We start from the raw sequence: 20,167 nt of genomic DNA on the forward strand, positions 1-20,167 counted from the left end.
CACTATGCGACCGCGCCGGGCAACGGTACGGTGGACGGTGGACGGTGGGCGTTCGGCGTTCGGCGCCCTGCGCTCCATGAGTGTCATGCACGCGCCGCCCGGCCGCGCGAAGCGGCCGGACGGCCGACGCCGAACGACCTTACTGGCCGCCGCCGCGCTGGTTGAACCAGCGGTCGAGCAGCTTGCCGGCCGCTTCGCGGCCGCCGAGGCCGAACGACAGCGCGACCGCCACCGCGATCGCGCCGAGCACGAGGCCGAACGCGAGCTGCACGATCTCGTTGGCGATGCCCATCGCGCGCAGCCCCATCGCGAACACCAGGCCGAGGATCGCGAATTGCGCGATCCGCGCGAACAGCACGCTGTGCTCGCGGTCGGCCTGCTCGATCACGCGGCGCGCGAGGCCCGCGAGCCACACGCCGATCACGAGGATCACGCCGCCCATCAGCACGTGGCCGCCGAATTCGATGAACAGCGTGACGACGTCGCGCACCTGCGAGAAACCGAGCCGGTTCGCGGCCTCGACCGACGCGAACAGCATCGCGAAGAACACGATCAGCCGCGCGACCAGCACCGACGGCTGCAGGATCCCCGAGAACACGCGCTCGACGCCGAGCACGGCCGGCAGCCCGTCGGCGCCGGCGGCTTCCAGCAGCTTCTGCGCGAGCGACGCGACGAAGCGCGCGAAGTAGAACGTGACGAGCACGATCACGATCGCCGCGACGATGTCCGGCACCGCGCCGAGGAACTGGTTCAGCATGTTGGTCGCCGGAATCGAGATCGCGTCGATCTTCAGCGCGTCGAGCGCGGAGATCAGCGTCGGCACGAACACGAACACGTAGACGATCGTGCCGACGAGGCTCGACACGCGCACCGGCGTCGGGCTGTCGAGACCCTGCGTGAGACGATCGGCGCCGGCGGCAACCAGCAGGTTCGTCACGAGGCCGCGCAGCACGCGCGCGACGACCCAGCCGACGAAACCGATCACCGCGGCCGCGAACAGGTTCGGCACGATCGCGAGCAGCTTGTCGACCATCCCCTGCACCGGCGACAGCAGGCCGGACAGCGCGAACGACGCGAGAATCGCCGGCAGGAACATCAGGATCACGAGCCAGAACAGCACGTCGCCGAGATAGCCGCTCATCGGCTGCATGCCCGCGCTTTCGGACAGCGCGTCGTCGACCTTGCTCGCCTTCAGCGCGCGGTTCGCGAGGCTGCGCAGCAACGATGCGATCAGCCACGCGATCAGCGTCAGCGCCGCGCCGCCGATCAGGTTCGGCAGGTAGTTGACGATGTGCGTGACGAGCAGCGAGAACGGATTGGAGACCGCGTACAGGTTGAGCACGTTGAAGATGCCCACCGCGGTGACGAGCAGCACGAGCCAGAACAGCCCGCCGGCGATGATCCGCTCGACGTACGCGCCCTGGCCGGTGCTTTCGTTGATCCGCTGATCGACCTTCAGCGCGCTGAGCAGCCTGAGCGCGCCGGCCCGCACCGCCACGGCGATCAGCCAGCCGATCACCAGGATGCCGATCGCGCCGGCGATCTTGGGCAGGTATCCGCCTAGCGTGGTCTGCAGCGACGTGATGAAGCTGGAAGCATCCATTTGTTGTTCTCCCGAAAAACGTGGCGTTGCGATTGAACATCGACGAACTACCTGCGTACTTCGAAAACCGTGTGTTGCCGCCCCAAGCAACTTACCCGAGAAAAATGACGCGATCACCCGATTTCACCGTCTTTAACTTTAGACATATCTCAGCGGGGGCGAGACCCCATTTCGGCGAAATTAAAAAGGGACGGATTTAGCGTTCCTACGCAACTCCGCAAGATTTATCAATCGGCGGCGTGCTACCGTGACGTCGATTCCTGCCGGGGGACACACGCATGACCGTCGACACGAAAACCGAAACGCCCGCGTGGGCGCGTTATGCAGCACGCGTCGCCCGCGTTCACGACTACATCCGCACGCACCTCGACGACACGCTCGACCTGAACCGGCTCGCCGACATCGCGTGCCTGTCGCCGTATCACTGGCAGCGCGTCTATCGCGCGCTGTACGGCGAGTCGATCGTGCTGACGGTGCGGCGGATGCGGATCGTGCGCGCGTCCGAGGATCTCGTCTGCACGGCGCTACCGCTCGACACGATCGCGCGGCGCGCCGGCTACGGGTCGACGCACGCGTTCGCACGCGCATTTCGGGATGCTTACGGCGTGCCGCCCGCGCAGCACCGTCGCGCCGGGGTCCACCGGCCGATCTATCCGTTACAGCGAGGAGAGGAAGACATGTTCAAGCATGAGGTCGAGATCCGGCGGCAGCCGGAACTGCGCGGTTATGCGGTGGCGCATACGGGCGCTTACCTGAAGGTCGGCGACGCGTTCGGGCAGATCGGCGCGTGGGTCGGGCGGCACGGGTTGATCGGCCCCGGCGCGAAGATGATCGGAATTTTCTACGACGATCCGGATACGACGCCCGAGGCGCAGCTGCGCGCGAAGGCGTGCTTCGTGCCGGCCGACGGCGCGCCGGACGTCGAACCGGCGCCGCCCGTCGAGCGCATGACGGTCGCCGGTGGCGAGTACGCGGTGCTGCTGCATACGGGGCCGTATGCGGACCTGAAGACGGCCTACCAGTGGCTATACGGCGACTGGCTGCGTCACACGGGCCGCGAAGCCGCCGATGCGCCGCCGTTCGAGCTGTATCTGAATACGCCGATGGATGCGGCGCCGGCCGACCTGCGCACGGAGATTCATTTGCCGCTGCGTTGAGCGGCGGGCCGGGCTCAGTGCTCCGGCGCCCGGGGAGTTGGGGCGAGCCGGCACGCTGTGCCGGGCGACGCCCGTTGCAGACGCCATGCCGTCCCTAAAGATCGGCCGTCACGCCGGCAACCAGGCCGGCGATCCAGCCTTACCCGGCCTGCGTCCCGCAGCCCGGACAGAAGCGCGCGTCGGCGGCCAGCGCCGCGTGGCACCGGCTGCACGCCTTGCCGCGCTGCGCTACGCCGCACTGCGCGCAGAATCGCGCATCCGCCGCGTTGATGGCGCCGCACCCCGCGCACGCGAACTGGCGCAGCGGCACGTTGCTGCCCGGGCCGCCCTGCACATCGGTCGACGGCTGCCAGCCCCAGCCGTGACGGTCGCGGCCGCGTGCATCGTGGCCGCCATGGCCCTCCCGGCCCGCTCCGCCGTGATGCCCGCCGCCACCGTGTCCGCTTCCATGCCCACCGCCGTGGCCACCGCCATGCCCGCCCAGGATCCGTTTCAGAAAGCTCATCGCCCGCTCCTCATCGCTTCGCCGCCGCGCCGTCGAACACGCCCGTCTTCGACAGCAGCCGCAACCCGTTGCCGACGACGATCAGGCTCGCGCCCGCATCGGCGAATACGGCCATCCACATCGTGCCGAGCCCCGCGACCGTGAGGCCGAGGAACACGACCTTCACGCCGAGCGCGAAGCCGATGTTCTGCACCAGCACGCGGTGCGTCGCGCGCGACAGCCGCACGAACGCGGGAATCTTGCGCAGGTCGTCGTCCATCAACGCGACGTCGGCCGTCTCGATCGCCGTGTCGGTGCCCATCGCGCCCATCGCGAAGCCGATGTCGGCGCGCGCGAGCGCCGGGGCGTCGTTGATCCCGTCGCCGACCATCCCGACCGCGCCCGCGCCGCCCGCCGACAGCTCCTCGACCGCCGCGAGCTTGTCCTCGGGCAACTGGTTGCCGCGCGCATCGTCGATGCCGGCCTGCTGCGCGATCGCCTGCGCGGTATGCGGGTTGTCGCCGGTCAGCATCGCGGTGCGGATGCCGAGCGCATGCAGGTCGGCGATCGCCGCGCGGCTGGTGTCCTTGATCGTGTCGGCCACCGCGAAGATGCCGAGCACGCGCGTGTCGTCGACCAGCATCACGACGCTCTTGCCCTGCCGCTCGAGCGCGTCGAGCTTCGCCTCCAGCGCCGGCGAGCAGCGTTCGAGCTCCTCGACGAGCCGGTGGTTGCCGAGCCAGTAGCGCGCACCGTCGATCGTGCCGCGCACGCCGCGCCCGACGAGCGCTTCGAAGTCCTCGACGTCGGCAAACGCCGCCGTCTGCGCGTCGCGCGCCGCTGCGGCGATCGCCTGCGACACCGGATGATCGGAGCGCGCCGCGAGACTCGCGCCGAGCCGACGCACGCGCGCCGCGTCGAGGTCCGCCGCATGCAGGTCGAAATCGGTCTGCACCGGCTTGCCGTGCGTGATCGTGCCGGTCTTGTCGAGCGCGAGCCAGGCGAGCTTGCGGCCTTCTTCCAGATACACGCCGCCCTTCACGAGAATCCCGCGCCGTGCCGCGGCCGCGAGCCCCGACACGATCGTCACCGGCGTCGAGATCACCAGCGCGCACGGGCACGCGATCACGAGCAGCACCAGCGCGCGATAGATCCAGTCGTGCCACGCGCCGCCCATGACGAGCGGCGGCGCCACCGCGACCAGCAGCGCGACCGCGAACACGATCGGCGTATAGACGCGTGCGAACTGGTCGACGAAACGCTGCGTCGGCGCCTTCGCGCCCTGCGCTTCCTCGACCGCGTGGATGATCCGCGCGAGCGTCGAGTTGGCGGCAACCGCGGTCACGCGATAGTCGAACGAACCCGCTTCGTTGATCGTGCCCGCGTAGACCGCGTCGCCTGCCGTCTTGTCGACCGGCAGGCTCTCGCCGGTAATCGGCGCCTGGTTCACCGTCGAGCGGCCCGCGACGACTTCGCCGTCCAGCCCGATCCGCTCGCCCGGCTTCACGCGCACGATCGCACCGAGCGCGACCTGCGCGGCCTCGATCGTGCGCCACGAGCCGTCGGCGCCCTGCACGGTCGCGGTGTCCGGCGCGAGCTGCATCAGGCCCTGGATCGCGTTGCGCGCGCGATCGAGCGACTTCGCCTCGATCAGCTCGGCGATCGTGAACAGCACCATCACCATCGCGGCTTCCGGCCACTGGCCGATCGCCATCGCGCCCGTCACCGCGATGCTCATCAGCGCGTTGATGTTCAGGTTGCCGTTGCGAATCGCGATCCAGCCCTTCTTGTAGGTGGTCAGCCCGCACGCGAGCACCGCCGCGAGCGCCAGCACCGCCGACAGCCACACCGGCAGGCCGGCCCAGCTCACGGCCTCGGACGCGATCGCGGCGACGCCGGCCAGCGCGAGCGGCCACCACGGCTTCGCGGGCGGCGGCGCGACCGGCGTTGCCGGCGCGTCGGACGACGCGGCCTCCGGCGTCATCCCGAGCGTGCGGATCGCGCTTTCGATCGCCGGCTGTGCGCCGGGCACGTGGTCGACGGTCAGCATCCGCTGCATCAGGTTGAATTCGAGCGCCGACACCTGCTGCATCCCGCCGAGCTTCTTGCGGATCAGCGTTTCCTCGGTCGGGCAGTCCATCTGCATGATCCGGAACGCGGAGCGCACGTGACCCGACGCGGTCGCCCGCGCGACCGGCAGCGGCGCGAGCGTCAGCGCGGCCGGCGCACAGCAGGCGCCGGCCGCGTGGTCGTGGTCGTGGTCGTGGTCGTGGTCGTGGTCGTGGTCGTGGTCGTGACCAGCATGGTCATGCGCCGCGAGGTCGTGCGAGCACGTCGCACCGTGGACATGCCCGTCGCCGTGCGTGTCGCCGTGGTCGCCGTGGTCGCCGCGTTCGTGAGCGTGCCCCGTACCGTGCGCGGATGCGTGATCGTGGTCATGATCGTGACCACATCCATGCGGCTGCGCGCCACGCGCTGCCGCGTCGCCGTGGGCGTGCTCGCCGGCCGCCGGCGCCGCGCCGGCAACGGGCGCCGCCTGCGTTTCGCGCGCGTCGGCGCAGCAGGTCTCGGCGCCGCCGGCATGACGGTGTCGTGGGTCGTGGGTACGCTGGGCGTCGGTCATGACAACCTCCTCTATGGCTTGACGGTGTAGAGTTAACACCCTGAAGCCACTACAAGGTCAACCCTTACAACGGAGCAAGCCATGAAGATCGGCGAACTGGCCAAGGCGGCCCGCTGCACGCCCGAAACGATCCGCTTCTACGAGAAGGAGGGGCTGATGCCGGACGCGGAGCGCACCGATTCGAACTACCGCAACTACACCGACCTGCATGTCGAACGGCTGCGCTTCATCCGCAACTGCCGCGCGCTCGACATGGCGCACGACGAAATCCGCGCGCTGCTGCAACTCACCGACACCCCGGCCGACCCGTGCGATTCGATCAACGCGCTGCTCGACGAACACATCGGCCACGTCGATGCGCGCCTCGCCGAACTGACGCATCTGCGCGACCAGCTCACCGAATTGCGCCGCCAGTGCGTCGGCGAACATTCGGTCGAGGACTGCGGGATCGTGCACGGTCTCGCGACGATGGAAACCGTCGCGCCGGCCGCGAAGCGCTCGCACCTCGGCTGAAACCCTTGTGGAATATGATAGTCTAGTTGATACTAGTTATATTCTAACTAGACATATCAGAACTATTCATGGCAACAAGCCGCCCGTCTCCGCTTGCGCTCGCGGTCCTCGTGACGCTCACCGAAACGCCGATGCATCCGTACGGGATGCTGCAGCAGCTGAAGGCGCGCGGCTACGACGAAGTCGTCAACGTGCGGCAGCGCACGAGCCTCTACCAGACCATCGACCGCCTGCTGCGCGACGGGCTGATCGCCGTGCACGACACCGAGCGCGACGGCGCGTTTCCCGAACGCACGCTGTACACGCTGACTGAAGCCGGGCATACGGCCGGCCAGGCGTGGCTCCATGCGCTGCTCGCGGAGCCCGCGCGCGAATTTCCGGCGTTCGGCGCCGGCCTCGCGTTCCTGCCGCTGCTCGACGCGGAAGATGCGCGCCAGCAACTCGAGCGCCGCATCGCCGCGCTCGAAGCCGAACGCGCACGTCTCGAGTCGCTGCGCAACGCCGCGCAGAACGATCAGGTGCCGCGCCTGTTCCTGCTGCAGAACGAGCATGCGCTCGTGCTGCTCAACGCGGAGCTCGACTGGGCACGCAGCGTCGTCGAACACCTGAAGATCGGTGCGCTGCGCTGGGTCGACGGCTGACGCGCCTCGCCATCGGCGCGCGCCGCTCAAAGCACCTTGCCGGGATTGAGCACGCCGGCCGGATCGAGCGCGGCCTTCAGGCGCCGCATCAGGCCGATTTCGGCGTCGCTGCGCGTGTGCGCGAGATAGGCGCGCTTGAGCATGCCGATGCCGTGCTCCGCCGACACCGAGCCGCCCATGTCCCGGACGACCGCGTAGACGCAGCGGTCGATCGCGTCGGCATCCGCGTCGCGCATGCCGTCGAGCGATACGCCGATATGCACGTTGCCGTCGCCGACGTGGCCGAAGAACAGGCACACGATGTCGGGCCAGACCGCACGCAATGCCGCTTCGCAGCGCTCGGCGAACCGGCCGAGTTCACCCGTCGGCAGGCTCACGTCGAAGTTCACCAGATGCGGCAGTGCATCGATCGCGAGGCCTTCGCGCAATGTCCACAGGTCGCGCGCCTGCCGCTCGGACGTCGCAAGCGCCGCATCGTCGACGAGCCCCGCGTCGATCGCGTCCTCCAGACCGGTTTCCAGCGCCTCGCGCGCGTCGCCGCCCGGTGCGCTCGTCGCGCACTCGATCAGCACCGCGAAGCCGCCGTCGCCCGCGAACGGCGCGACGACGCCGGGCGTATGACGCGCCACGTAGTCGTAGAAGGCCGGCCACATCGCTTCGAAACTGACGATCTCGGGCAGTGCGCGCAGGCGGTTCCACAACCCGACGACGGCGTCGTAGCCCTGCACGCGGCAAAGCGCGGTGGCCGGTGCGGCCAGCTTCGGATGCAGCCGCAGCACGGCGCGCGTGACGACGCCGAGCGTGCCTTCGCTGCCGATGAACAATTGCTTCAGGTCGTAACCCGCGTTGTTCTTCAGCATCCGGTTCATCGACGACACGACGGTGCCGTCGGCGAGCACGGCCTCGAGCCCGAGCACCTGCTCGCGCATCATTCCGTAGCGGATCGCGCGCGTGCCGCCCGCGTTGGTCGCGAGCATGCCGCCGATCTGGCACGAACCGCGTGCGCCGAGATCGACCCCGAACGTGAAGCCCGCCGCATCCGCGGCCTCCTGCACCGTCTGCAGCGGCGTCCCGGCGCGCACCGTCATCGTGCCCGCCGCCGCGTCGATCGCTTCGACGCCGGCGAAACGCTCCATCGACAGCACGATCTCGCCGCCCAGCGCGACCGCGCCGCGCGCGAGCCCGGTGAGGCCGCCCTGCGGCACGACCGGCTGCCCGAGCCGCGTGCACAGCGCGAGCGTGCGTGACACGTCGTCGACGCTGCGCGGCCGCACCAGCGCGCGCGGCCGCACGCCGGCCGGCTCGTTGTATGCGGTGAAGTAGCGCGGATCGATGTCGGCGGCCCGCGTGACCAGCGTGTCGCCCAGCGCGGCGACCAGCGCCGCCTCCAGCGCGTCGTCCGCCGGCGCCGCCGCGCCGTGATCGCCGCTCGCGGCGGCAGTGTCCAGGCTCTGCATCGTGCGCGCCCGCTTACTTGGTGGAGATGTCGATGTCGCCGAAGTACTTCTGGCCGAGCGACTTCACCGTGCCGTCCGCCTTCAGCTTGTCGATCGCCGCATCGAGTTTCCCCTTCAGCGCGTCGTCGCCCTTGCGCAGGCCGAACGCGATCCCGCTGCCGAGAATCCTGTCGTCGCGCACCGGCTGACCGACGAACCCGAAGCCCTTGCCGTCCGGGCGCGACAGGAAGCCGCGCTGGCCGGCCGGCGCGAGCACCAGCGTCGCGTCGAGGCGGCCCGCCACGAGGTCCGCATACACCTGGTTCTGGTCCTGGTAAGCGACGACCGACACGCCGGCCGGCTCCCAGTGCGCCTTCGCGTAGGTTTCCTGGATCGACGCCTGCAGCACGCCGACGCGCTTGCCCTTCAGCGCTTCCGGCGTCGGCAGCAGGCCGCTGCCGGTGCGCGCGATCAGTTGCGTCGGCACGCGGTAGATGATCGTCGTGAAGTCGATTGCCTGGCGCCGCTGCTCGGTCGCGTTCATCGCCGAGTTGATCGCGTCGAACTTGCGGCCCTGCAGTGCCGGAATCAGCCCGTCGAACGACGTCTCGACCCACTTGCACGACAGCTTCGCGGTCTGGCAGACGGCCTTGCCGACGTCGATGTCGAAGCCCTGCAGGTCACCGTTCGGCGCCTTCGACTCGAACGGCGGGTATTGCGCCTCGAGGCCGAAACGCAGCGTCTGCCCGTCGGCGAATGCCGCGCCGGAGCCGAGCGCGCACGCGAATGCGAACGCGAGTTTCAGGGGGTGTGCATGCTTCATCGTGATCTCCTGGCTTGTCGGTCGGCGCCGCGCTTGGCGCACGTACGCCGGTCCCATCCGTGACTTTCGGTGCGACGTACACGTCGCCTGCTTGGGTGCGGGCCGCGCCCGCGATTACAGCGAACGCAACCGACGCGCGCCTTCGATCAGCGTCGCGTCGTCCTTCGAAAAACTGAGTCGGATCACGCCCGCGTCGGTGCCGTCGGTGTAGAACGCCGACAGCGGAATCGTCGCGACGCGCGCATCGCGAATCAGGCGCAGCACGAAGTCGCTGTCGCGCTCGTCCGAGAAGTGCCGGAACCGCGCGAGCATGAAGAACGAGCCTTCGCTCGGCAGCAGCTCGAAGCGCGAATCGGCCAGCTCGCGCGCGAGCAGGTCGCGCTTGGCCTGGTAGAACGCCGACAGGCCGAGATAGCTTTCCGGCCGCGCGAGGATCTCCGCGAACGCGACCTGCATCGGCGTATCGGCCGAGAACACCATGAACTGGTGCACCTTGCGAATCTCGTCCATCAGTTCGGCCGGCGCGAGGCAATGGCCGACCCGCCAGCCCGTCACGTGGAACGACTTGCCGAACGACGACACGATCACGCTGCGCTCGGCCAGCTCGCGGTGACGCGCGACGCTCTGGTGCAGCGCGCCGTCGAACACCACGTGCTCGTAGACCTCGTCCGACAGCACCACGATGCCGGTATCGCGCGTGAGCTGCGCGAGCCGTTCGAGATCGTCGGCGGAGAACACGGTCGCGGTCGGGTTGTGCGGCGTGTTGACGATGATCATCCGCGTGCGCGGCGTGATCGCCGCGGCCACTTCGTCCCAGTTCACGCGGAAATGCTCGGACGACAGCTTGATCGCGACCGGCGTCGCGCCCTGCATCCGCACGATCGGCGCATAGCTGTCGAACGACGGCTCGAAATAGATCACTTCGTCGCCCGGATGCACGAGCGCGCTGATCGCCGCATAGAGCCCTTCGCTCGCGCTCGCGACCACCGTGATCTCGGTGCCCGGGTCGTAGCGCGTGCCGTACAGCGCCTCGGTCTTCTCCGCGAGCCGTTCGCGCAGCGACGCGAGGCCGGCCATCGGCGCGTACTGGTTGTGGCCGTCGCGCATCGCGCGCGCGACGCCCTCGACCAGCGCCGGATCTGGCGCGAAATTCGGCGCGCCCTGCGACAGGTTCAGCGCATCGTGCTGCGCGGCAAGCTGGCCGATCACCGTGAAGATCGTCGTCCCGACGTCCGGCAGTTTCGAACGGGGCGTGGTGGCGCTTCGCATGAATTCTCCTTCTGATGTCCTTCGGGCCGGCCCGCGACGCGCGCGGGCCGGCTCATTCCGCATGATTTAGCCCGAGCCAATATCGGCGGACAATCGAAAGTTCGTCATGGCGGCCATGCATTTTTCTCATGATTGACCATACGAAAGGTTCAACACCAAGCCGGTGCGGCGACAACGCATGCGAATCGGGCATTGCCCCCGGAGGCGCACGGCCGCGCCGCGCATCACGCGCCCGCGGCCGCCAGGTAGGCGCTCAACACGGCCCGCAGTTCGCCGCGCAACGCGTCGAAGTCCTGTGCGGGCCCGAGCGTGAGCAGCGCCTGCGACACGCCGCCGTAGCAGACCGTATGCGCCATCCGGGCGATCCCGTCGAGCCGCGCGGCCGGCGGCGGATCGGCGGCCTGCGCGAGCGCGTCGCGCCACAGCGCGACATAGGCGTCGTAATGCCGGCGGTACGCGGCGAGCGGCGACACCTGCCGCTCCAGCGCGAAGAACGCGCTCCACGGCGCGGCGTCGGCGCCGATCGCGTCGACCTGCAGGTCGACCAGCGCGGCCGCGAGTTCGGCGCGCGGCACGCCGCGCAGCCCGTGCGCCGCATCGCGCAGCCGGTCGGCCAGCGCCAGCACGCGCCGGTGGATGCACAGCGCGGCGAGGCTCTGCTTGTCGCCGAAGTATTCGTAGAAGGTGCCGATGCTCACGCCCGCGACGGCCGCGATCTCGCGAATCGTCGCCTTCGCGTAGCCGCGCTCGAGCAAAAGCTGAACGAAAGCCTGCTGGAGCGCCTCGGACGTGGCCTGCGCGCGCGACTGGCGCGGCCGGCGGCGCAGCGCGGGCGCGGGTTGCGCCGCCGGCTGGCCGGGCGGCGCCGGAACCTGAACATGTCGCGGCGGCATATTTGCTACTCTGAAATTCAGCGGATACGCGTTTGACCGGCAGACCGCGACGCACGAGACCGGAGACAGCCCGATGACCGAATCGACCCATGCCGTCACGAACCAGTTCGACGAACTGGTCGACTATAACCTCTTCGCCACCGACATCGCGCTGCGCGAGGCACTCGCCCGCGCGAACGCCGACTGGGCCGTGCCGCGGCTCGACGCGTACGGCGCGCGGCTCGGCAGCGCCGACACCGCGCAGCTCGCCGACGAAGCGAACCGCCACGCGCCGGAACTGAACGCGTTCGACCGCCGCGGCCGGCGCATCGACCGCGTCGACTTCCATCCGGCGTGGCACACGCTGCTGGGGATGTACCGCAACGCCGGCTTCGTGTCGCTCGCGTTCCGCGACACGCGCCCCGGCCGCTGGGCCGCGACCGCGGCCGGCTTCTACCTGCACGGCCAGATCGAGGCCGGCACGCTGTGCCCGGCGACGATGACGCAGGCCGCGATTCCGGTGCTGCAGAAGGAGCCCGCGCTATGGGACCTGCTGCGCGACAGGCTGTACAGCGACGACTACGATCCGCGCGACGTGCCGGTCGTCGACAAACGCTCGATCTGGTTCGGCATGGGGATGACCGAGAAACAGGGCGGCTCCGACGTGCGCGCGAACACGACGCTGGCGACCCCGGTCGGCGCGGGCGGGCGCGGCGGCGAATACCGGCTGCGCGGCCACAAGTGGTTCTTCTCCGCGCCGATGTGCGACGCGCACCTCGTCGTCGCGCGCACCGAAGCCGGCAGCCCGTCGTGCTTCTACGTGCCGCGCTGGCGGCCCGACGGCACGAAGAACGCGGTCGAGATCCAGCGGTTGAAGAACAAGCTCGGCAACCGCAGCAATTCGAGCAGCGAGATCGAGCTGAACGACGCATGGGGGATCATGCTCGGCGACGAAGGCCGCGGCATTCCGACCATCATCGAGATGGCCACCTACACGCGGCTGAACTGCGTGCTCGGCAGCGCGGCGATGCTGCGCCAGGGCGTCGTGCAGGCGCTCGCGTACACGCGCCAACGCCACGCGTTCGGCCGCGCGCTCGCCGAGCAGCCGCTGATGCGCACCGTGCTCGCCGATCTCGCGCTCGAAAGCGAGGCCGCGCTCACGCTCGCGATGCGCCTGGCCGATGCGTTCGAGCGCGACGACTCGCCGCGCGAACGCGCGTGGAAGCGGATCGTCACACCCGCCGCGAAATTCTGGGTCTGCAAGCGCGCGGTCGAACTGACCGGCGAGGTAATGGAGGTGTTCGGCGGCAACGGCTACGTCGACGACGGTCCGATCGCGCGGCTGTTCCGCGAAGCGCCGGTCAACTCGATCTGGGAAGGCTCCGGCAACGTGATGTGCCTCGACGTGCTGCGCGCGATGTCGCGCGAGCCCGACGCGGCCGCGGCGCTGCTCGCCGAACTGGCCGACCTCGGCGCGGGCGAACCGCGCATCCGTGCAGCGCTCGACGCGCTGCGCGCGATGCTCGCGGCGCCGGCCGACACGCTCGAGGCGTCGGCCCGCGTGTTCGCGCAGCGGCTCGCGCTCGTCGCGCAGGCGTGCCTGCTGCGGCGCGACGCGCCCGCGTTTGTCGCCGACGCGTTCGTCGCGACGCGGCTCGCCGCGCCCGACTGGGGCCGCATCGCGGGCGGTTTCGATCCGCACGCGCTCGACGTCGCCGCGCTGCTGCAGCGCACGTACCCGGCCTGACGCCCGGCCGTCCGCGCGTTCGCCCCGCCCGCCCAGCCAGCCCAGCCTGGAGCCACGATGAACCCCGTCGCCGCCCTCGACCGCGCCGCCCGCGCGACGCCCGACAAGCCGTTCCTGATCCACGACGACACGACGATCACGTACGCCGACGCGCACGAGCGCTCGCATCGCGCGGCGGCCGTGTTGAGCGCGCTCGGCGTCGCGGCCGGCGACCGCGTCGCCGCGATGTGCTTCAACACGCCGGCCTTCGTCGACCTGATGTTCGGCGCGTGGCGGCTCGGCGCCGCGTTCGTGCCGATCAACCACAAGCTGCAGGCGCCGGAAGTCGACTACCTGCTGGCGCACAGCGGCAGCAAGGTGCTCCTGTTCGACGCGGCGCTCGCGCCGGTGCTGGCGCGCGTGGCCCATCCGGTGCGGCGGCTCGTCACCGAAGGCGACGCCGCCGGCGTGCCGAACTTCGACGCGATGCGTTCGGCGATGGACGGCCTCGCGGGCATCGAGCCGGCCGACGGCGACGTCGCGCAGATCCTCTACACGTCCGGCACGACCGGCCGCCCCAAAGGCTGCGTGCACAGCCATCGCGCCGTGACGCTCGCGGCGATGCAGGCGGCGCTCGCGACCGGCATCGGCCGCAACGAGCGCACATTGATGGCGATGCCGATCTGGCATTCGTCGCCGCTGAACAACTGGTTCGGCGGCACGCTGTACGCGGGCGGCACCGTCGTGCTGCTGCGCGAATACCACCCGCTGCACTTCCTGCAGGCGATCGAGCGCGAGCGCGTGACGCTGTATTTCGGTGCGCCGGTGTCGTATACGCTGCCGCTCGACACGATCGAGCGCTTCGCGACGTTCGACCTGTCGAGCGTGCGCGCATGGCTGTACGGCGGCGGCCCGATCGGCGCCGCGCAGGCCGAACGGCTCGCGCATGCGTATCGCAGCAACGCGTTCTTCCAGGTGTACGGGATGACGGAAACGGGCCCGGCCGGCACCACGCTGTATCCGGACGAGCAGATCGCGAAGGCCGGCTCGATCGGACGCCAGGGCGGCCCCGGCGTCGACCTGCGGGTCGTGCGGAGCAATGGCGCCGACGCGCTGCCAGGCGACATCGGCGAGATCTGGCTGAAGGCCGACAGCATGATGCTCGGCTATCTCGACGACCCGGCCGCGACGCGCGCCGCGTTCGCGCCGGACGGCTGGTATCGCACCGGCGACATCGCGCGAATCGATCAGGATGGCTACCTGTTCATCGTCGACCGGCTGAAGGACATGATCGTGACGGGCGGCGAGAACGTCTATTCGAAGGAGGTGGAGGACGTGCTCGACGCGCATCCGGGCGTCGCGGAAGCGGCTGTCGTCGGCGTCCCGCATCCGGACTGGGGCGAGACGGTCGTCGCGCACGTCGTGCCGCGCGCGGGCACCATGCCCGATGCGGATGCGCTGCGCGCGTTCTGCGGCGAGCGGCTCGCCGCGTACAAGATCCCGCGCGAATTCGTGTTCGCGGAAGCGCTGCCGCGCACGCCGACCGGCAAGCTGCAGAAGTTCCTGCTGCGCGTGCGCCACGAATAGCGTCGAAGCGCCGAAGCCAAAGAAAAAGCCACCGGACCCGACGGCCCGGTGGCTTTCTCACATGATGCGCGAGGTGGCGCCCTTCGACGCCGCCCGCGACTCACGCCATGCTTACTTGCCGCCGATGCTCTTCAGCGGCTTCCACTCGCCCTTCTCGACCTTGTACATCGTGATGCCGCCGTTCTTCAGGTCGCCCTTCGCGTCGTACGCGACGTGCGACGACGTGACGCCGGCCATGTCGGTCTTCGCGAGCACCGGCAGGTACTTCGCCGGATCGGTCGAATCGGCCTTCTTCATCGCGTTGAGCATCGCCATCGCGCCGTCGTACGCGTACGGCGAGTACGTCTGCACGTCTTCACCGAAGCGCTTCTTGTACTTGTCGGCGTAGGTCTTGCCGCCCGGCATTTCTTCCAGCGGGAGGCCCGCCAGCGATGCGATCGTGCCGTCGGCCGCGTTGCCCGCGATCTTCAGGAACGTCGGCGTCTTCACCATTTCGCCGCTCATCAGCGGTGCGGTGATGCCGAGCGTCTTCATCTGCTTGACCATCGGCGCTGCCTGCGAATCCGCGCCGCCGTAGTAGACGAGGTCCGGCTTCGACGCCTTCAGCTTGGTCAGGATCGCCTTGAAGTCGACGGCCTTGTCGTTCGTGAATTCACGGTCGACGATCGTCGCGCCGCCGGCCTTCGCGGCCTTCTCGAACTGGTCGGCGAGACCCTGGCCGTAGGCCGTGCGGTCGTCGACGATCGCGATCTTCTTCATGCCGAGATCCTTCGACGCGAAGGTGCCCGCCACCGAGCCCTGCTGCGTGTCGGACGTCATCATGCGGAAGGTCGTCTTGTAACCCTGCTGCGTGTATTCCGGCGCCGTCGCCATCGCGATTTCCGGAATGCCGGCGTTCGCGTAGATGCGCGAAGCGGGAATCGTCGTGCCCGAGTTGAAGTGGCCGAGCATGCCCTTGATGCCGTCGTCGACGAGCTTCTGTGCAACCGTCGTGCCGGTGCGCGGGTCAGCCTGGTCGTCCTGCGTCTCGAGCACGAACTTCACCGCCTTGCCGCCGATCTTCGGGCTGGTCGCGTTGAAGTCTTCCAGCGCGAGCGCGATCCCGTTCTGCATATCCTTGCCGTAGTGAGCCTGGGCGCCCGTCATCGGCCCTGCGTAACCGATCTTCACGTCGTCCGCATGGGCCGTCCCCGCCAGCGACATGACAGCGACGAACGTCGCGCCTGCCAGCTTTTTCATCGTGTGTTGCATAGCATCTCCTTGGTACCAGGGTAAATGGAGCGGCTTCGGGATCGCCTTGCCGCTTCCTTTGTTTGATCCGAACGGCAAGGATGGTCAGCCGATCGTCATCAAATTCGCATTGCCGCCCGCCGCGGCCGTGTTCACGCTCACCGAGCGCTCGGTCAGCAGGCGCTCGAGCGCGTAGTCTTCCGCATCGCCGTTCCCGAACGCGCCCGCCGACACGCCCTGCACCGACACGATCGGGCCCGGCCGCTGCGCGACGTCCTTCACGAGCGTCTGCAGTTCGTCGCTGTCGCCTTCGAACAGCACCGCGTCGAACGGCGCGTCGGCCTGCTTGCGCACGGCCGCATGCGCCTTCAGCGCAGCCGGCAGCGCAGCCACCAGCGCCTCGCCCGCCGCACCGGCGAACAGCGCGCGGTTGCCCGTCGCCAGCACCGCCGCGAACTGCGCACGCGCGCCGCCCGGCGTCGCCGCGACGCACAGCACCGTGCCGCGCGGGCCGAGTGTATACGTGTTTCGCTCGCCCGTCGGCCCGCTCAGCACCGCGGTCGCGCCGGCCGGCACCTGCGCCAGATAGCCGTCGCAGCGTGCGGCCAGTGCCGGCTCGCGCTGCTCGATCAGCCAGTCACGCAGTGCGATGAGCGCCGTCGCCGGGTTGCCGCGCTGTTCGCCATCGACCGCGCCGTCCGCGATCAGCGTCTGCGCGAGCGAACGCGGCAGGCCCGACGGACGCGTCGCGAGCAGGCGCTGCAGGTACAGCGCGCCGCCGGCCTTCGGGCCCGTGCCCGACAGCCCTTCGCCGCCGAACGGCTGCACGCCGACTACCGCGCCGATCACGTTGCGGTTCACGTAGATGTTGCCGACGTGCGCGTTCGAGATCACATGCGCGATCGTCTCGTCGATCCGCGTGTGGATGCCGAGCGTCAGGCCGTAACCCGTCGCGCGGATCTGCTCGAGCAGCTTGTCGAGCTGGCTGCGGCGGTAGCGCACCACGTGCAGCACCGGGCCGAACACTTCACGCTTCAGCTCGTCGATGCTGCCGATCTCGATCAGCGTCGGCGGCACGAACGTGCCGTGCGCGCAGGCTTCCGGCGACGGCAGTTGCGTGACCGCATGGCCCTTGTCCTTCATCGTCGCGACGTGCGTGTCGATCGTCTGCTTCGCTTCGCCGTCGATCACCGGGCCGACGTCGGTCGACAGCCGGTCCGGATTGCCGAGCGCCAGCTCGTGCATCGCGCCCTTCAGCATCGTCAGCGTGCGGTCCGCGACGTCGTCCTGCAGACACAGAACGCGCAGCGCCGAACACCGTTGACCGGCCGAGTCGAACGACGACTGCATCACGTCCGCGACGACCTGCTCCGCGAGCGCCGACGAGTCGACGATCATCGCGTTCTGGCCACCCGTTTCCGCGATCAGCGGAATCGGCTTGCCGTCCGGGTCGAGACGCGCGGACAGCGTCTTGTTGATCAGGCGCGCGACTTCGGTCGAGCCGGTGAACATTACCGCGCGCGTGCGCGGATCGGCGACCAGCGCCGCGCCGACGGTCTCGCCGGTGCCCGGCAGCAGCTGCACCGCGCCGGCCGGCACGCCGGCCTCGCGCAGCAGGCGCACGGCTTGCGCCGCGATCAGCGGCGTCTGTTCGGCCGGCTTCGCGAGCACCGTGTTGCCGGCCGCGAGCGCGGCGGCCACCTGGCCCATGAAGATCGCGAGCGGGAAGTTCCACGGGCTGATGCAGACCACGGGGCCGAGCGGACGGTGCGTGTCGTTCGAGAATTCGTCGCGGATCTGCGCCGCGTAGTAGCGCAGGAAGTCGACGGCTTCGCGGATTTCGGCGATCGCGTTCGGCAGCGACTTGCCGGCTTCGCGCACGATCAGGCCCATCAGCGTGTGCATCTGCGCTTCGAGCAGGTCGGCCGCGCGCACCAGGCAGTCGGCGCGCGCATCGACCGGCGTCGCCTGCCAGATCGGCGCGGCAGCCACCGCGTGCGCGAGCGCCGCGCTCACGTGCTCGGCCGTCGCTTCGCTGACCGTGCCGACCACGTCGCGCTGGTCGGCCGGGTTGCGCACGTCGCGCGCCGGGGCGTCGGCGAGCGCGTCGTCGGCGAGCAGCGGCGCCGCGCGCCATGGATGGTGCGCGCTCGCGAGCAGCGCGGACGACAGCGACGCGAGCCGGTGTTCGTTCGACAGGTCGAGGCCCATCGAGTTGGGACGCTCGTCGCCGTACAGGTGGCGCGGCAGCGGAATCTTCGTGTGCGGCGCGCCGAGCGGCACGACCTTCGACGCCTCGTCGACCGGATCGGCGACCAGTTCCTTCACCGACACCGTCTTGTCGGCGATGCGGTTCACGAACGACGTGTTCGCGCCGTTCTCCAGCAGGCGGCGCACGAGGTAGGCGAGCAGCGTTTCATGCGTGCCGACCGGCGCGTACACGCGGCACGGACGGTTCAGCTTGTCGCGGCCCGTGACTTCCTCGTACAGCGGCTCGCCCATCCCGTGCAGGCACTGGAATTCGTACTGGCCCGGGTAGTAGTTCTGGCCGGCCAGGTGATAGATCGCGGCCAGCGTGTACGCGTTGTGCGTCGCGAACTGCGGATAGACGGCGTCGGGCGCCGCGAGCAGCTTCTTCGCGCACGCGAGGTACGACACGTCCGTGTAGATCTTGCGCGTGTAGACCGGATAGCCTTCGAGGCCGTCGACCTGCGCGCGCTTGATTTCGGAGTCCCAGTACGCGCCCTTGACCAGGCGGATCATCAGGCGGTGACGGCTGCGGCGCGCGAGGTCGATCAGGTAGTCGATCACGAACGGGCAGCGCTTCTGGTAGCCCTGCACGACGAAGCCGATGCCGTTCCAGCCCGCGAGTTCCGGATCGAAGCACAGCGCCTCGAGCAGGTCGAGCGACAGCTCGAGACGGTCCGCTTCTTCCGCGTCGATGTTCAGGCCGATGTCGTAGCGGCGCGCGAGCAGCGCCAGCGCGCGCACGCGCGGCAGCAGCTCGCTCATCGTGCGGTCCTGCTGCGAGCGCGAGTAGCGCGCGTGCAGCGCCGACAGCTTGATCGAGATGCCCGGGCCTTCGTAGATGCCGCGGCCGCCGGCCGCCTTGCCGATCGCGTGGATCGCCTGCTCGTACGATGCGTAGTAGCGCAGCGCGTCCTCTTCGGTCGTCGCCGCTTCGCCGAGCATGTCGTACGAGTAGCGGAAGCCGCGCGCTTCGTATTTGCGGCTGTTCGCGAGCGCCTCGGAAATCGTCTCGCCGGTGACGAACTGCTCGCCCATCAGGCGCATCGCCATGTCGACGCCCTTGCGGATCAGCGGCTCGCCGCCGCGGCCGATCAGGCGCGTGAGCGCCGACGACAGGCCCGCTTCGCTGTTGGTCGTCACCAGCTTGCCGGTGATCATCAGCCCCCAGGTCGCCGCGTTCACGAACAGCGACGGCGCGTGGCCGACGTGCGAACGCCAGTCGCCCTTGCTGATCTTGTCGCGAATCAGCGCGTCGCGCGTCGCGCGATCGGGAATGCGCAGCAGCGCTTCGGCGAGGCACATCAGCGCGACGCCTTCCTGGCTCGACAGCGAGAACTCGTGGATCAGCCCTTCGACGCCGCCGCCCGAGCTCTTCTCGCGCAGCGCCTCGACGAGCGCCGTCGCGAGCGTCTGCACGTCGGCCTGCAGGTTCGCCGGCAGGCGCGCCTGGCCCAGCAGGAACGGCACGCATTCCGGCTCGGGACGGCGATACGCGGCCGTGATCGCCGCGCGCAGCACCGACTGCGGCTGCACGTTCTGCGCGAATTCGAGGAACGGATGCGGCGAGTTGTCGTCGTCGCCGTCCGTCGCCTGGCCGTCGGCGAGCTCTGTCACGCCGCTGCTGCCCGACAGTTCAGGCGGCAGCTGGCCGTGCTCGATCCGCTCGAGATACGCGAAGATCGCCTGCTTGATCAGCCAGTGGGGAGTGCGCTCGAGACGCGCCGCCGCGTCTTTCAGGCGCGAGCGGAGAAGGTCGTCGACTTTGACGCCGAGAGTCGTGCTTGCCATGGTGGGTTCGTGCGCCGGTGCGAGCCCGGCAATGTGGTGTGAGAGGATGCGCGAAATCCTACGGCACGCAATAAAAAGGTGCAACCGAATTAAGAGATTGGTTGCACCCTCAAGTTAGTCAATATAATCAGCCACTTAGAAGGTTGCAACCTAGGGGTTGCCCGT

At 69.3% G+C, this 20,167-nt stretch carries 14 protein-coding genes; 5 read left to right on the top strand and 9 right to left on the bottom strand.

All coding sequences use genetic code 11. From position 1 onward, the window contains the following. Window positions 1-139: 139 nt before the first annotated feature. A complete protein-coding gene (locus tag U5771_RS17830; RefSeq protein ID WP_322025201.1) occupies window positions 140-1,603 on the bottom strand; it encodes a mechanosensitive ion channel in 1,464 nt (487 codons plus the stop codon). Between the two features lie 278 nt (window positions 1,604-1,881). On the opposite strand from U5771_RS17830, the gene U5771_RS17835 reads away from it, so the two are divergent. Further along, complete coding sequence (locus U5771_RS17835) at window positions 1,882-2,760, top strand: AraC family transcriptional regulator (protein WP_322025202.1); 879 nt, start codon at window positions 1,882-1,884, stop codon at window positions 2,758-2,760. A 139-nt stretch (window positions 2,761-2,899) separates the two neighbouring features. Here U5771_RS17835 and U5771_RS17840 read toward each other — a convergent pair whose 3' ends face one another. Both U5771_RS17840 and U5771_RS17845 read right to left on the bottom strand, forming a co-directional pair. Next, on the bottom strand, window positions 2,900-3,265 hold the full coding sequence (locus tag U5771_RS17840; protein ID WP_322025203.1) for a zinc ribbon domain-containing protein: 366 nt from the start codon (window positions 3,263-3,265) through the stop codon (window positions 2,900-2,902). A 10-nt stretch (window positions 3,266-3,275) separates the two neighbouring features. Then, window positions 3,276-5,867 (bottom strand): heavy metal translocating P-type ATPase, encoded by a 2,592-nt coding sequence (locus tag U5771_RS17845; RefSeq protein WP_322025204.1) that lies wholly within the window; start codon window positions 5,865-5,867, stop codon window positions 3,276-3,278. 81 nt (window positions 5,868-5,948) lie between these two features. Between U5771_RS17845 and cadR the strand changes: the two genes are divergently transcribed. After that, the gene (gene cadR / locus U5771_RS17850) at window positions 5,949-6,380 is read left to right on the top strand and encodes a Cd(II)/Pb(II)-responsive transcriptional regulator (protein ID WP_322025205.1); all 432 of its coding nucleotides are present in this window, start codon (window positions 5,949-5,951) and stop codon (window positions 6,378-6,380) included. A gap of 68 nt (window positions 6,381-6,448) precedes the next feature. Beyond that, window positions 6,449-7,021, top strand: a complete 573-nt coding sequence (locus U5771_RS17855) for a PadR family transcriptional regulator (protein ID WP_322025206.1) — start codon at window positions 6,449-6,451, stop codon at window positions 7,019-7,021. 26 nt (window positions 7,022-7,047) lie between these two features. On the opposite strand, the gene U5771_RS17860 is transcribed toward U5771_RS17855, so the two are convergent. The 4 genes from U5771_RS17860 to U5771_RS17875 all read right to left on the bottom strand — a co-directional run bounded on the left by U5771_RS17860 (window position 7,048) and on the right by U5771_RS17875 (window position 11,442). After that, on the bottom strand, window positions 7,048-8,478 hold the full coding sequence (locus U5771_RS17860) for an FAD-binding oxidoreductase (RefSeq protein ID WP_322025207.1): 1,431 nt from the start codon (window positions 8,476-8,478) through the stop codon (window positions 7,048-7,050). 13 nt (window positions 8,479-8,491) lie between these two features. Further along, the gene (locus U5771_RS17865) at window positions 8,492-9,280 is read right to left on the bottom strand and encodes an ABC transporter substrate-binding protein (protein ID WP_322025208.1); all 789 of its coding nucleotides are present in this window, start codon (window positions 9,278-9,280) and stop codon (window positions 8,492-8,494) included. A gap of 114 nt (window positions 9,281-9,394) precedes the next feature. Further along, window positions 9,395-10,549: a pyridoxal phosphate-dependent aminotransferase gene (locus U5771_RS17870; RefSeq protein ID WP_322025209.1), complete on the bottom strand. Its 1,155-nt coding sequence runs from the start codon at window positions 10,547-10,549 to the stop codon at window positions 9,395-9,397. A 224-nt stretch (window positions 10,550-10,773) separates the two neighbouring features. Next, window positions 10,774-11,442, bottom strand: coding sequence for a TetR/AcrR family transcriptional regulator (locus U5771_RS17875; RefSeq protein ID WP_322025210.1), 669 nt, complete (start codon window positions 11,440-11,442; stop codon window positions 10,774-10,776). A gap of 73 nt (window positions 11,443-11,515) precedes the next feature. Here U5771_RS17875 and U5771_RS17880 point away from each other — a divergent pair, with 73 nt between their 5' ends. Both U5771_RS17880 and U5771_RS17885 read left to right on the top strand, forming a co-directional pair. Continuing rightward, the gene (locus tag U5771_RS17880) at window positions 11,516-13,168 is read left to right on the top strand and encodes an acyl-CoA dehydrogenase family protein (RefSeq protein ID WP_322025211.1); all 1,653 of its coding nucleotides are present in this window, start codon (window positions 11,516-11,518) and stop codon (window positions 13,166-13,168) included. Window positions 13,169-13,225: 57 nt separating this feature from the next. Further along, window positions 13,226-14,734, top strand: a complete 1,509-nt coding sequence (locus U5771_RS17885; RefSeq protein WP_322025212.1) for a long-chain fatty acid--CoA ligase — start codon at window positions 13,226-13,228, stop codon at window positions 14,732-14,734. A gap of 111 nt (window positions 14,735-14,845) precedes the next feature. Here U5771_RS17885 and U5771_RS17890 read toward each other — a convergent pair whose 3' ends face one another. Beyond that, window positions 14,846-15,985, bottom strand: coding sequence for a branched-chain amino acid ABC transporter substrate-binding protein (locus U5771_RS17890; RefSeq protein ID WP_322025213.1), 1,140 nt, complete (start codon window positions 15,983-15,985; stop codon window positions 14,846-14,848). An 84-nt stretch (window positions 15,986-16,069) separates the two neighbouring features. Next, window positions 16,070-20,002: a trifunctional transcriptional regulator/proline dehydrogenase/L-glutamate gamma-semialdehyde dehydrogenase gene (gene putA / locus U5771_RS17895; protein ID WP_322025214.1), complete on the bottom strand. Its 3,933-nt coding sequence runs from the start codon at window positions 20,000-20,002 to the stop codon at window positions 16,070-16,072. Window positions 20,003-20,167: the final 165 nt, after the last annotated feature.

This window comes from Burkholderia sp. BCC1977 (assembly GCF_905339595.1).
Taxonomy (GTDB): domain Bacteria; phylum Pseudomonadota; class Gammaproteobacteria; order Burkholderiales; family Burkholderiaceae; genus Burkholderia.

Bases quoted from the DNA above. Each gene is read 5' to 3' on its own strand.
- U5771_RS17880 (WP_322025211.1), top strand. From the start codon at position 11,516: ATGACCGAATCGACCCATGCCGTCACGAACCAGTTCGACGAACTGGTC.
- U5771_RS17830 (WP_322025201.1), bottom strand. From the start codon at position 1,603: ATGGATGCTTCCAGCTTCATCACGTCGCTGCAGACCACGCTAGGCGGA.
- putA (WP_322025214.1), bottom strand. From the start codon at position 20,002: ATGGCAAGCACGACTCTCGGCGTCAAAGTCGACGACCTTCTCCGCTCG.
- U5771_RS17840 (WP_322025203.1), bottom strand. From the start codon at position 3,265: ATGAGCTTTCTGAAACGGATCCTGGGCGGGCATGGCGGTGGCCACGGC.
- U5771_RS17835 (WP_322025202.1), top strand. From the start codon at position 1,882: ATGACCGTCGACACGAAAACCGAAACGCCCGCGTGGGCGCGTTATGCA.
- U5771_RS17855 (WP_322025206.1), top strand. From the start codon at position 6,449: ATGGCAACAAGCCGCCCGTCTCCGCTTGCGCTCGCGGTCCTCGTGACG.
- U5771_RS17875 (WP_322025210.1), bottom strand. From the start codon at position 11,442: ATGCCGCCGCGACATGTTCAGGTTCCGGCGCCGCCCGGCCAGCCGGCG.
- U5771_RS17865 (WP_322025208.1), bottom strand. From the start codon at position 9,280: ATGAAGCATGCACACCCCCTGAAACTCGCGTTCGCATTCGCGTGCGCG.
- cadR (WP_322025205.1), top strand. From the start codon at position 5,949: ATGAAGATCGGCGAACTGGCCAAGGCGGCCCGCTGCACGCCCGAAACG.
- U5771_RS17890 (WP_322025213.1), bottom strand. From the start codon at position 15,985: ATGCAACACACGATGAAAAAGCTGGCAGGCGCGACGTTCGTCGCTGTC.
- U5771_RS17870 (WP_322025209.1), bottom strand. From the start codon at position 10,549: ATGCGAAGCGCCACCACGCCCCGTTCGAAACTGCCGGACGTCGGGACG.
- U5771_RS17885 (WP_322025212.1), top strand. From the start codon at position 13,226: ATGAACCCCGTCGCCGCCCTCGACCGCGCCGCCCGCGCGACGCCCGAC.
- U5771_RS17860 (WP_322025207.1), bottom strand. From the start codon at position 8,478: ATGCAGAGCCTGGACACTGCCGCCGCGAGCGGCGATCACGGCGCGGCG.
- U5771_RS17845 (WP_322025204.1), bottom strand. From the start codon at position 5,867: ATGACCGACGCCCAGCGTACCCACGACCCACGACACCGTCATGCCGGC.